The organism is Streptomyces sp. NPDC059456, from assembly GCF_042750055.1.
Taxonomy (GTDB): domain Bacteria; phylum Actinomycetota; class Actinomycetes; order Streptomycetales; family Streptomycetaceae; genus Streptomyces.
On sequence record NZ_JBHYVA010000194.1, the window covers coordinates 1 to 12,530 of the forward strand.

General features: G+C 73.3%; 11 protein-coding genes. 1 reads left to right on the top strand and 10 read right to left on the bottom strand.

Annotation, left to right across the window (positions count from 1 at the left end; all coding sequences use genetic code 11):
- Positions 1–33: 33 nt before the first annotated feature.
- From ACFXA3_RS18775 to ACFXA3_RS18820, 10 genes are all read right to left on the bottom strand, one after another.
- A complete protein-coding gene (locus ACFXA3_RS18775) occupies positions 34–930 on the bottom strand; it encodes an aminoglycoside phosphotransferase family protein (protein WP_385188091.1) in 897 nt (298 codons plus the stop codon).
- A 19-nt stretch (positions 931–949) separates the two neighbouring features.
- On the bottom strand, positions 950–2,245 hold the full coding sequence (locus ACFXA3_RS18780; RefSeq protein ID WP_385188071.1) for an MFS transporter: 1,296 nt from the start codon (positions 2,243–2,245) through the stop codon (positions 950–952).
- Positions 2,238–3,422 carry an acetyl-CoA carboxylase biotin carboxylase subunit family protein gene (locus ACFXA3_RS18785; protein WP_385188073.1) on the bottom strand — a complete coding sequence of 395 codons (1,185 nt, stop codon included), beginning with the start codon at positions 3,420–3,422 and terminating at the stop codon, positions 2,238–2,240. The genes ACFXA3_RS18780 and ACFXA3_RS18785 overlap by 8 nt, the downstream gene beginning before the upstream one ends.
- The gene (locus ACFXA3_RS18790) at positions 3,419–4,642 is read right to left on the bottom strand and encodes an ATP-grasp domain-containing protein (protein ID WP_385188075.1); all 1,224 of its coding nucleotides are present in this window, start codon (positions 4,640–4,642) and stop codon (positions 3,419–3,421) included. The genes ACFXA3_RS18785 and ACFXA3_RS18790 overlap by 4 nt, the downstream gene beginning before the upstream one ends.
- An 85-nt stretch (positions 4,643–4,727) precedes the next feature.
- Complete coding sequence (locus ACFXA3_RS18795; protein ID WP_385188077.1) at positions 4,728–5,966, bottom strand: ATP-grasp domain-containing protein; 1,239 nt, start codon at positions 5,964–5,966, stop codon at positions 4,728–4,730.
- 49 nt (positions 5,967–6,015) lie between these two features.
- Positions 6,016–6,807 (bottom strand): SDR family NAD(P)-dependent oxidoreductase, encoded by a 792-nt coding sequence (locus ACFXA3_RS18800; protein WP_385188079.1) that lies wholly within the window; start codon positions 6,805–6,807, stop codon positions 6,016–6,018.
- A 43-nt stretch (positions 6,808–6,850) separates the two neighbouring features.
- Entirely contained in the window at positions 6,851–7,843 is a 993-nt protein-coding gene (locus ACFXA3_RS18805; RefSeq protein WP_385188081.1) for an aldo/keto reductase, read from the bottom strand.
- A gap of 35 nt (positions 7,844–7,878) precedes the next feature.
- Positions 7,879–9,120, bottom strand: a complete 1,242-nt coding sequence (locus tag ACFXA3_RS18810) for an FAD-binding protein (RefSeq protein WP_385188083.1) — start codon at positions 9,118–9,120, stop codon at positions 7,879–7,881.
- On the bottom strand, positions 9,117–10,166 hold the full coding sequence (locus tag ACFXA3_RS18815) for a polysaccharide deacetylase family protein (RefSeq protein ID WP_385188085.1): 1,050 nt from the start codon (positions 10,164–10,166) through the stop codon (positions 9,117–9,119). Before ACFXA3_RS18815 ends, ACFXA3_RS18810 begins: the two co-directional genes overlap by 4 nt.
- A gap of 11 nt (positions 10,167–10,177) precedes the next feature.
- A complete protein-coding gene (locus ACFXA3_RS18820) occupies positions 10,178–10,987 on the bottom strand; it encodes a phytanoyl-CoA dioxygenase family protein (protein ID WP_385188087.1) in 810 nt (269 codons plus the stop codon).
- Positions 10,988–11,191: 204 nt separating this feature from the next.
- On the opposite strand from ACFXA3_RS18820, the gene ACFXA3_RS18825 reads away from it, so the two are divergent.
- Positions 11,192–12,442 (top strand): ATP-grasp domain-containing protein, encoded by a 1,251-nt coding sequence (locus tag ACFXA3_RS18825; protein ID WP_385188089.1) that lies wholly within the window; start codon positions 11,192–11,194, stop codon positions 12,440–12,442.
- The last annotated feature ends 88 nt before the right edge of the window (positions 12,443–12,530 follow it).

Below are 12,530 nucleotides of genomic sequence, written 5' to 3' on the forward strand. Positions count from 1 at the left end.
GGGCGCGCGAGGGGGCGGCGGGGGGCGGGGAGATCAGGTGCGTCGGTGGTCGGCGATGGCCTCGGCCGCCGCGCGGTGGCCGACCGCCGCCAGGACGGGGTTGCGGCCGCCGCGGTGGTGGTGCTCCGCCGTGAGGCCGAACCGCAGGGCCCAGCCCCGCCCCCGGGCCCAGGTGGCGTCGTCCACGCCCGCCGCCACGCGGAACGCCTCCCGCGTCTCGGCGGTCAGCAGGGTCCAGGCCGCCATCACATCGCACGCGGGGTCACCTACGCCCACCAGGCCGAAGTCGATGACCGCCGTGAGCCGACCCCGGCGGCCGAGGAGGTTCCCCGGCAGCAGGTCGCCGTGCAGCCACACGGGCGCGCCCTGCCACTGCGGTGCCCGGACGGCCGCCTCCCAGGCGGCGGTCGCGGCCTCCGCGTCGTGCGTGCCGTCGGCGCCCAGGTCCCGGATCGCGGCGCGGACCTCGTCGTCGGCGGTGTCCACCGGACCGCCGCGGAACGAGCGAGGCGCACCGGCGGTGCCGACGCGGTGGAGCGCCGCGAGGAAATGCCCCAACCCGGCGGCGGCGTCGTGGAGTCCGCCTTCCAGGAGGGGCCGGTCGTACAGGTTCTCGCCGTCGAGCCAGCGGTACACCGACCAGTCGAACCCGTACCCCTCGCCCGGCGCCCCGAGCCCGAGCGGCACGGGTACGTCGAGCGGCAGGTGCGGGGCGAGGTGCGGCAGCCACCGCTGCTCGGCGCCGACCTGCCCCGCGGCGTCGCGCATCCGGGGCAGCCGTACGGACCTGTCCTCGCCCAGCCGGTACATGGCATGGTCCGTGCCGGCCGAGCGGACCTTCCGTACGGGCAGCCCCGCCCACTGCGGGAACTGCGCAGCGACCAGCCGCTCGACGAGCGACTCGTCGATGTCCACCTCGTCGGCGTGCATCTTCACGCGGGGCCCTCCATCAGGACTTCGCCGGCTCCAGTTCCTCCTCCGGCAGCCTCGTACAGGCCACGACGAACAGCACCCACCCCGCGAGCGACGCGACCGCGAAGACCAGCAGGGAGTTCCACAGTCCGAGCTGCTCGCCCAGTACGCCCCCGAGGAACGCGCCGAGCGGGAACGGCCCGTACGTGAGCATCCGGTACGCGGCGGTCGCCCGGCCCAGCACGTCCGACGGGATCACGGTCTGCCGGAACGCCACGACGTGGACGTTGTAGATGGTCAGGCCGAATCCGTAGACGGCGAAGGTCAGTGTCGCCAGCGCGAAGTTCCAGCCGGTGCCGCTCCCGGTCGGCAGCAGGAGCATCGGCGCGATGGACGAGGCGCTGCTGGCCAGGATCAGGATCCTGGGGAACCCGAACCGGTTGCCGGCCCGCTTGGCGACGGCCGCCCCGGCCAGCGAGGCGATGCTGCCGAAGGCGAGGACGAAGCCGACCCCGCCCGCGTCCATGTGCAGTTCCTTGACCGCGTAGACCAAGAACAGGGTGAGGATCGCCTGTTCGCACATGTTGAACCAGCCGGCCCGCAGGCTCAGCATGCGCAGGATCCGGTTGCGCCACAGCAGTCCGAAGCTGGTGAGGATGTCGGCCAGGCGCGGCCTGCTCGCCGCCTCCGGGTCGCGCGCCGGCTCCCGGTGCCGGATCAGGAACATCGCCACGAACGCCGCGAGGTACGCGACGACGTTGGCCAGGATCGCGCACCACGCGCCCAGCACCTTGATCAGCAGGCCGCCCACGCCGGAGCCGCCGATCTGGGCGACGGCGTACGAGCCCTGCAGCTTGCTGTTGGCGTCCACGAGGTGCTGCCGGGGCACGAGCGCCGGGAGGTACGCGAGGTAGCCGACGTCGAACACCGCGGTGCCCGAGCCGACCACGAACGCGATCACGCACAGCGCCGGGACACCGAGGCTGTCCGTCAGGTACAGCACCGGCACCATGGCCAGGGCGACGGCCCGCACCAGGTTGGCGACCAGGATGATCAGCCGGCGGTCGAACATGTCGATCACCAGGCCGGCGAACGGGGTTACGCACAGCGCGGGCAGGAACTGCATCGCCGTGACGAGGCCGACCTGCGCCGCGCTGCCGCCCAGGGCGCCCAGCACCAGCAGGGGGAGGGCCAGCTGGGTGACCTGGGAGCCGAGCGCGGCGACCGTCTCGCCCGACCAGAGCTTGAGGAAGTCGTGGTTGTGCCACAGGCCCCGGCTGGCCGGGCCGGGCCCGGACGGCGCGCTCGCCGCCCGGGCCTGAGTGCTACTCACCGCGGTACTCCTCGGCGCCGTCGTCGATGGCGGCCAAGGCCGCCGCGGTCTCCTCGCGGGTACCGGCGAAGATCGCGTACCCGAGCCGGTCCTCCGGGCCGCGCGGCACCCGCGCCACCGTCCCCTCGCCCGCGAAGTAGCGCAGTTCCCGCAGGGTGTCCACCAGCGGGGGCCGGCTCGCCGTCTCCCACGTCACGGGGTGGCGGAACGGGGTGTGGCCGTCACCGACGAAGAAGCGGATGGCCGAGGACTCGGCGGCCGCGGCTCCCTGCGTCGTGCGCTCGCCCACCACCGCCGCGAGTTCGGCGGTGTGCAGGTTCCAGCCGGTGGCCAGCTCGACGAGCCGCGGGATCTGGCCGCCCGCGGGACGGCCCGCGATCTCCATCAGGACCGGGCCGGTCTCGGTCATGCGGAACTCGGCGTGGGAGACGCCCGCCTCCATGCCGAGCGCGTCGAGCGCGCGGACCGTCGCCTCCGTCAGCAGCTCGCGCTCCTCGTCCGAGACCTCCGCCGGGGAGATGTGGCCGACCTCGATGCAGTACGGCGGCCGGGTCAGGTACTTGTCGGTGATCGCGAGGACCTGGGAGTCGCCGGGTGCCCACGTCACCGCTTCGACGCTGTACTCCTTGCCGGTCACGTACCGGTCCACCGCGACCCGGCCGCTCGCCGCCAGCGAGGCGGCGGCCCGGAAGGCCTCGGCGAGGTCATCCGCGTCGCCGACGACCCGGACCCCGCCGCTGCCGCCGTAGTCCGTCGGCTTGACGACGACCGGCATGCGGCCGCCGGCGAGGGACACGCACTCCTCCACGGTGCGGGCCACGCCGAGCTGTGGCGAGGGGACGCCCAGCTCGCGCAGCCGGCCGTGCATGACGCCCTTGTCGCGGAAGTGGCCCGCGGGCATCCGCGGCGCCGGAACGCCCAGCTTGCGCGCGACGTCCCGGGCGATGTCGGTGGACAGTTCCTCCCAGCAGAGGATCGCGTCCCACTCGAACCCGGCCGAGCTCGCCGCTTCGAGCATCGAGTCCACGGAGAAGCGGTCGCCCGCGCGCCACCAGTCGCACTGGTTGACGGGGATGCGCTGCGGCAGGTCGATGATCCCGACGAAGTGACCCGCATCGCGCAGCGACTTGAGCCCGAACTCCTTGTTGTCGCCGAGTCCGGCGATCAGCACCTTCACAGCGCTTCCGCCTTCCCGCCGAACACGCCGAAGCCCTGCTCCAGCTGACGGAACGCGGAGTCGACCGAGCAGCGCAGCAGGCCCGCGGCGTCGAGCTCCTTCACCCAGCGCTTGCCCGCCTCCAGGTCGCCGACCGTGGTGACCAGCTGCATGCGGTCGGTGTTGATGAAGCAGCGGTTGGTGGGCTTGCGCGCGGTCACCCGCATGACCTCGGCGCCCTCGGGGTGCGCGGGCACCTCGACGCCGGGGATCTCGACGGACGGCAGCTCGATCGCCACCGCGCGCGTCCGCGCCTGCGGCAGCGGCTCGCCGAGCGCGGCCGCCGTGAACACCGCGTGCGGGTCGGTGCCGCTGCCGGTGGCGCCCAGGTCGGACAGACCGCCGAGGCGCGGGTTGATCTCGAGGATGACGATGTCGTCCTCGACGACCGCGAAGTCGATCTGCCACGGACCGTACGGGGCGAAGTTGTCCTGGATGTCGGTGAGGAACGCCTCCAGGCGCGCCGCGGCACGCTCGGGCAGCACGTACGGGACGACGCGCGCCCGCTTCGAGGGGTCGAGCCCCGCGTCCAGCGGGCCCATGGAGACCACCGGCCAGCGCATCAGCTCGCCGTCCGCGGTGATCAGCTCGATCCCGGTCTCCTCACCGACCTTGAACGCCTGCACGATCGCCGGGAACGCGAGGCCCGCTTCGAGTACTGCATCGAGTTCCTCGGACGAGGCGGCGAAGAACCGGCCGTCGCCCGCCTGGGCCTGGGCCTCCTTGATCACCAGCGGGAACCCCAGCTCCCGGGCGGCGCCGGCGACCTCGGAGACGCCCGCGCAGACCGCTCCCGCCGGGACCGGCCAGCCGCGCTCCACCCCGGTCTCGTGCAGCTTGACCTTGTCGCAGGCCACCTCGGCGAACTCGGCGGAGTGAGCGACGAACCGGCCGTCCCAGCGGGCGGCGGCCCGGCCGTAGACGATGGGCAGCTGCTCCTGGCCGTGGGCGTACGGGTTGGCGATGGCCACGTCGGGCCGCTCGGCGTCCAGCACGCGCAGCACGTCGTCCGCGTCCCAGTCCAGGCTCAGCAGCTTGACCTCGACGCCGGTGGCGTCGAACTCGAGGGCCGCGTCGAACTCGACGGCCGAATACACGACGAAGTCCGTGTAGCCGCGGTCGCGCAGGACCGGCAGGAACCTGGCGATCTTGTACTCGCCGAAGATCAGGGCCTTCTTCATGGGTGTGTCTCCATCTGTACGGATAGCGGGGAAGCGGGAAGCGGGAGGGGGCGAAGCAGGAGGGGGCGGGGGAGGGGGCGGGGGCTCACAGGGGCAGGGGCTCGGGCAGCGGCCGGCCGAGGACGGCCGTGCCGTCGGCGAGCTTCAGCAGCCGCGCGTCGATCTCCTCGATGCCGGAACCGGTGGCGATGACGTATCCGGCGCGGCCCAGGAACTGACGCGGCGGCAGCCGCAGCTCGGTGCCCGGGTCGCTGACCCGCTGCACCTCGTGCACCCACGGCTCGTCGGCGAGCGCGGCCGGCACCTCGATGTCCTCGAACACCAGGTCCTCGGCCGGGTACAGGAAGCGGATCCCGACCAGGCGCTCCGGCCGCGGGACCGGGTCCGGCTCGCGGCCGGTGGCGACCGCACCGAGGAGCGCCCCGACGGACAGGCCCGGAATCGCGATCTCGGCCAGGCGCGGGATCAGCTCGCCGCCGAGACGGCCGTTGACCTCGACCACCTTGGGGCCGTCGGCGGTGAGCATCAACTCGGTGTGGGTGACGGTACGGTCGATGCCCAGCGCCCGGTTGGAGCTGATCACCACCTCGCGGACCGCGGCCTCGGTCTCGGGGTCGAGGACCGTGCCGACGACGTGCGCCACCTCCTCGAAGAACGGCGCGTAGCCGGTGCGCTTCAGCGCGATCGCGTACGGCTCGACCCTGCCGTCGAGGACCCAGCTGTCCACGCTGATCTCCGGGCCGACGAGGAACTCCTCGATGAGAACGAGCCCGTCCTCGATGGCCGCGTTCTCCGAGGTGCGGGCGAAGTCGAACGCCGCGCGCAGCTCGGCCTCGGAGCGGACGATCTGGACCGCGACGCTCGCCGCCCGGCCGCGGGGCTTGACCACCACCGGGTAGCCGATGGCGCCGGCGGCCTCGACCGCCTCGGCGACGGAGCCGGCCAGGTGGAACCGGGCCGACGGCACGCCCGCCTCCTGGAAGAGCCTGCGCTGCTCCGCCTTGTCGCGGCAGGCCCGCGCCGCATCGAGCGGCATGGTCGGCACGCCCAGCCGGGCGCCGACCGCCGCGGCCCGAGCGATCAGCATCTCCTCCCAGGTGACGACACCGACGATGCGGTTGCCGGAGGCCAGCTCTTCGGCGGCCGCGAGGACCGCCGCCTCGTCCTGGAGATCGGCCTCCCGGTACTCGGCCGCGTACGGGAGCTGCCAGTCCAGCGGGCGCTGTCCGATGAGGACGACGCGGTACCGCTGCGCCAGTCCGCGCAGCGCGTACTCCCGGAAGTGCAGGTAGCCGGAGCCGATGACGAGAACGCTTTCCAACATGTGCTCACTCCTCATGAGGTCGTGGGGGGCCGTGCGTTCACCCGGCACCTCACCGGGAGGCCCGTTGCGCGTCGACGATGCGCCGCCCGGTGTCGTCCGGGGCGCCCTGCCCCTGGAGCCAGGCCGCGACGGAGGGGAACTGCACCGACAGGGCGCAGCGCAGCCGCAGTTTGAGCGGCGCGATGTTGATCTCGCCGCGGTCGTGTGCGATGGCCCGGAGCACCGCCGATGCCACCTGGTCCGGTGTGACCGCCCGCGCGCCGCGGGGCAGCGGGGCCCCGGTCCGGGCGAACATGCCGGCGTCGGCGACGAAGCCGGGCTGGACGAGCGACACCCCGACGCCCGCCGGGCGCAGGTCGAGGCGCAGGGCGTGGGCGAAGCCGCGCAGTCCGAACTTCGACGCCGTGTAGAGCGACGAGTGCGGGGTCGCGGCCTTGCCCGACATCGACCCCACGAACACCAGGTGGCCCCGGCCCGCCTCGGTCATCGCGGGCGCGAGCAGCCGGGCCAGCACGACCGCCGACCGCAGGTTCACCGCCAGGGCACGGTCGACCTGATCGGGCGTGTACTCCAGCAGGTCGCCGCTGGCCGGGAGGGCGGCGTTCGCCACCAGGATCGCGGTGCCGGCGCACTCCTTCGCGAGGTGTTCCACGTCCTCGGGGTCGGCGAGGTCGGCGGTCACCCACCGGGCGCCGAGACGGTCGGCGAGCGCCCGCAGCGCCTCGCCGTCGCGGCCGGTCACGATCAGGTGGGCGCCCGCCTCGGCGAGCCGGGCGGCGAGCGCCCGGCCTACGCCTCCGGTCGCACCGGTGAGGAGGACGGTCTCTCCGGCGATCTTCATCCTGCGGCTCCTGGGAAGGGGAAGACGGTTCGGGGGCCCGAGGTCACCAGAGGTGGTGCACCTGGGCGCGGATCCGGCGGTCGTACAGCTCGCGCAGCAGTTCGAGGGACTCCTCGGGCAGCGGCTCCATGGACCCGACGACGGCGTTGGACCGGGCCTGCGCCACCGAGGTGGCACCCGGGATGACCGTGGTGACGCCGTCCTGCTGGGTGACCCAGCGCAGGGCGAACTGTGCGGGCGTGGCACCCGCGGGCACCATGCCGGTGAACTCGCCGGCGGCCGCGAGGCCGGTCTCGTAGTCGACGCCGGAGAAGGTCTCGCCGACGTCGAACTGCTCGCCGTGCCGGTTGTAGTTGCGGTGGTCGCTCGCGGCGAAGACCGTGTCGCGGCGGAACTTCCCCGACAGCAGGCCGGAGGCCAGCGGCACCCTGGCGATGATCCCCACGCCCGCGGCCCGGGCGGCCGGCAGCACCTGCTCCAGCGGCTTGCGCCGGAACACGTTCAGGATGATCTGCACCGAGGCGACATTCGGCCGCGCGATCGCGGTCATCGCCTGGGCGCAGGTCTCCACGCTGACGCCGTACGCCTTGACCCGGCCCTCCTCCACCAGTACGTCCATGGCGTCGAAGACCGCGTCGGACTCGAACACGGCGTCCGGCGGGGTGTGCAGCTGCACGAGGTCGAGCGTGTCCATCCCCAGGTTCTCCCGGGAACGGTCGCTCCATGCACGGAAGTTGTCGAGGGTGAACGCCCCGAGCTCCTGCGCGCCGCGGCGCCCCAGCTTGGTCGCCACGGTGGGCCGCTCCCCGCGTGAGGTGCGGAACTCCCGCAGGAACTGCCCGATCAGCCGTTCGCTGCGGCCGTCGCCGTAGACGTCGGCGGTGTCGATGAAGTCGACACCCGCCAGGGCGGCCTCGTCGAGGATGGCCCGCACGTCGTGCTCGCGCACGTGGGCCCATCCGTCGCCGAACTGCCAGGTGCCGAGACCGACGACGGACACCTTCCGCTCGGCCTTGGTCAGTACTCGCTTCTCCACGCGCGTGCCTTCCGCGATCGCTGGGACAAAGGGGGTCACCGGGACCCGGGGGAGAACAGGCCGTCGACGAGCTCGTTGCCGAACTTGCCCTCGGGGTCGGACTTCGCAAGCAGCTCCGCGAAATCGGACGCCCGGCGGTATCGGGACCGGATGTCGGCCCCGGTCATGGCCGTGAGCTTGGCCCAGTGGGGCCGCGCACTCAGCGGTGCCAGGAGCTCCTCCACGGCGCCGATCACCGCCGGCACGCGCGCGGCGTCCTTGACCCAGGTGAAGTGGAAGGCCACGGAGTCGCGTTCGTACGCCGGGCTCAGCCACAGATCGTCGCCGCGCACGGTCCGGACCTCGGCCACGTGCAGGACCGGCCCCAGGAGGGCGCCGATCCCGCGCAGCGCGTCGAACGCGGCCGCGGCGGCGGACCGCGGCAGGAAGTACTCCGACTGCAGCTCGTCACCGGTGCTCGGGGTGGCGCCCGGCCGGAAGTGCGGCAGCCGCAGGTGCCACGGGCCCGGCACGCCCAGCTGGGCCGTGCACCCGGCCGGGTCGGCCCCGGGCACCGGATGCAGCGGGCCCTGCGCGGGGGTTCCGAGGTCCAGCTCGGTGACGGGGCGGTCCGTGCGGCGCTTGAGCCACACGGACGCGTCGTCCCCCCACGTGGTGAACACGCTGACGCTGTACGCGGCGCCGGAGACCTCGTCGAAGCGGTCCCGGATCTCGTCGAGCGGCACCGCCGTCCGCACCGACTGGGCCACCTCGAACGCCGGCTCGATCTCCAGGGTCACGCGGGTGGCCACACCCAGCGCGCCGAGGGAGACCACCGATCCGGCGAAGGTGTCCCGGTCCACGTCGCGGCGCAGCTCGACCAGGTCGCCCTCGGGGCCGACCAGCTCCAGCCCCACCACCGCGGCGGCCAGGCTGCGCTGGGCGTCACCGGAGCCGTGCGTGCCGGTGGCGGTCGCCCCGGCGACGGAGAGGTCCGGCAGGGACGCCAGGTTCGCCAGCGCGTGGCCCGCCGGGTGCAGTGCGGCGGCCACGTCGGCGTACCGCATTCCGGCGGTCACCGTGGCGGTGCCCGCCTCCGTGTCGACGTCGACGGCCGGGGGCAGCCCGTCGAGCCGGACGAACCCGCCCGCCGTCGCCAGGACCCCGCTGAAGGAGTGGCCGGCGCCGAGAGCGCGGACCCGTTCGCTGCCCGCGACGATCCGGCGCAGCTCGTCGACGGAGCCGGGCCGCGCGATCGGGGCCGTACCGAAGTCGATGTTGCCCGCCCAGTTCCTCACGAGGCCGCCACCAGACCGGACCGGGTCCGCTCGATCATGTCGTCCGCCCGGACGAACGCGTAGCCGCGCTCCAGCAGGCCCTCGATGATGGGCGGGAGCGAGGCCACGGTGGGCGAACGGTCGCCGCCGCCGTCGTGGAGGAGGATGACGGATCCGGGCCGGACCTCGGCCAGCACGTCGCGCGCGATGGCGTCGGCCTGCCGCAGGGCCCAGTCGTCCGGAGCGACGTCCCACAGCACGGTGGTGGTGTCGGTGTCCGCGAGCCAGTCCATCACCTGCGGTGTCCGGGACCCGTACGGAGGCCGGAACAGCCGGGGCGCCCCGCCTCCGCTCGCGTCGGCGATCGCCTCGGCGGTGCGGCCGATCTGCTCGGCCAGCTGGGCCCGCGTCAGCTCGGGCAGGAACGGGTGCGACCAGGTGTGGTTGCCGATGGCGTGGCCCTGCTCGCGCATCCGCGTCAGGTCCTCGGAGAACCCGCCCGCGTTGATCCCGACGCAGAAGAAGGTCGCCGGGACGCCGTAGCGCTCCAGGACGTCGAGGATCTGCCCGGTGTAGGGCGGCAGCGGCCCGTCGTCGAAGGTGAGCGCCACCTCGCGGCGCTCGCGGTCGCCGTGGCTGAAGAGGCGTCCCGCCCGGCCCAGTTCGCGGTCCGCGGCGGCGGACGAGGCGATCTGCGCGGCCAGTTCCTCCTCACGGCCGGTCTGGGTGCCCCGGTGGGCCTCCAGCCGGACCAGGCCCCGCCCGCCGCGCAGGCTCGCGAGGGCCAGTTCCTCCGCCGGGACCGAGCCCAGCAGCGGCCGGTCCGGCAGCAGCCAGGGATCGGCGCGGTGCACGCGCAGGCCGGCCGCCATGATGCGGCCGTCCAGCGTGCCGTTGGTGCTCTCCACGACGATCCCGAGCCGGTCGCCGAGCCCGCGCAGCTGCGTGATCAGCTCGTCCGCGCGGTCCGGGCCGTAGTCGCCCGGCACGGGGACGCGGCGGCCGTCGGGGCCGACCACCGCCAGGCGGTACCCGCCCGCGTGCCATGAGATTCCCGCGTGCAGCATCTGGTCCTCCCTCACTCGGGCCGGGTGTATTCGCTGAAGTGGTGCTCGGCGAAGAGGTCCGGCCGGTCCGCGCCGGCCAGCCCGAGCCGGCGCGCCCGCTGCAACATCTCCCGCCAGTACGGCTTGACCGGCGGCCACAGCACCCCGGCCTCGCAGTAGGAGGCGTCGACGAAGTAGCGCGGACGGCCCGGGAACTGCGGCTTCGCCCGGCGGGCGTGGAACAGGGCGGAGTGCAGCAGCACGGTCGATCCGGCCGGCAGCTCCTCCAGGTACACCTCTCCGGGCAGCACGTCGGTGCCGCGGTGGGCGCGCGCCGTCTTCTCCGCCCTCTCGCGGTGCGAACCGGGCAGGACGGCCAGGCCGGCCATGTCCGGGTCGATGCCGTCGAGGTAGTGCAGCGCGTGGACCATCGTGTGGGTCCGGTGCGACGTGGAGCGCTGCTCGTAGTCGTGGTGCCACCCCTTGCCGGGGAGGTCGGGGGCGTGCCGGTCGCTGTGCATGTGGTGGAAGCCGAACCCCGGGCCGAGCAGCTGCCCGACCACGTCCAGCAGCGGTTCGTGGGCGAGGAGTTCGCCGTGGCCGGGGAGGTCCAGTTCGAGGACGTCCGGCACCCCGTGGGTCGCGTAGTCGAGTACGGCGGCGATGGATCGGGCCCGCAGCCCGGTGTCGACCCAGGTGTCGACCTCCTGTTTGACCCGGGTCACCAGATCGTTCGGGAGGAAGCCTGGCAGGACGAGGAAACCGGATCGTTCGAACTGGGCCCTCTGGGTGTCGTCGAGTTCGGACAGCCGGGTGGGGGTGTGCAACATCTGCACGGACATGGGTGAGAGCTCCGTTCTTCATTGATGAACTGGCCGGTCGCACGCCCGGGGACACGGCGGGGTGTCAGGCGTCTACGGCGACCGGATGCTTCGGCTCAATCGAGCGGCTCTGTCCAGAAAGAGTGACAGAAGTTGCCTAGATGGTCAATAATCTTGGCAACCAACATTGCCTAGCATGGCAACTGAGTGCTCCGCGGAGGCAGCATGCGAGCTGATCACCCCTTGGTCGTCCTCGTCGACGCGTACGGGACCGGCAGGCACCTCCGGGCGGCCTTCGCCGGACTCGGCGCGGAGGTCGTGCACCTGTCCAGCACGCCCGAACCCCTGAAGTCCCTCAGGGCGCCCGACCTGAGCAGCTACGCGGCGGCCCTCGTCGCCGCCGACCCGCTCGGGACCGCCCGGCGGCTGGCCGAACTGCGCCCGGCGCTCGTGGTGGCCGGCCAGGAGCCCGGCGTACCGCTCGCCGACCTGATGTCCGAAATGCTCGGCCTGCCGACCAACGGCTCCGCGTTGTCGGCGGCGCGCCGCGACAAGTACCAGATGATCGAAGCCGTCCGGAAGGCGGGCGTGCGCTGCGCCCGCCAGTTCAGGTCCGACGACGCCGACGCCGTCGCCGCCTGGGCGCGGGAGCAGGACGGCCGGCCGGTCGTGGTCAAGCCCCTGGCCGCCTCCGGCGCCCAGGGCGTGTCCATCTGCACGGACCCGGACCAGGCGCGCCGCGCCGCGCAGGCCGTACTCGGCACCGTCACCATGTACGGCGAGACCAACACCGAGGTGCTGGCCCAGTCCTACCTCGCCGGCACCGAGTACATCGTGGACACCGTCTCCTGCCGGGGAGAGCGCTACGACGCGGGCGTCTGGCGCTACGACAAGCGGCGCCGCGGAGCCCACAACGTCTCCCACCGCGACGTGCTCGTCCCGCCGGAGGACCCGGTGGTCGCCGAGCTCACCGCCTACACCCACGACGTGCTGGACGCCCTCGGGATCGAGTTCGGCGCCGCACACGCCGAGGTGATGATGACCTCCGACGGGCCCGCACTCGTCGAGATCGGCTCCCGCATGAACGGGGCGATGCACCCGGACTTCGACGCCGGGTGCTGCGGCGCCGACCAGGCCCGGGCGAGCGCACTGGCCTGGCTGCGCCCGGAGCAGTTCGCCGAGGAGTTCGCGGGCCGCACCTACCGCCGGCTCCGGGAGGCCTTCGTGTACCACGTGGCCACCGACCTCGCCGGGGTGGTGGAGTCCGTGGACGCGTCGGCCTTGGCGCGGATCGACGAGGTGGGGTCCGTACGGGCGGTCACGGTGAAGACCGGTCCGGGCGACCGGCTGCGGCCCACCGTCGACCTGCCGTCCAGCCCGCTGACCGTGCACATGGCGCATGCCGACGCGGCGGCCCTGGCCCGCGACGAGGCCCGGGTCCTGGCGCTGTCCAAGGAGGTGTTCCGGCTCGCGTAGCCGGTGGAACACGAAAGGAAGGGGGGGGGGGGGGGGGGGAAAGCCCCCCCCCCCCCCCCCACCACTCCCCCGGAGTTGGTTCCCCGTA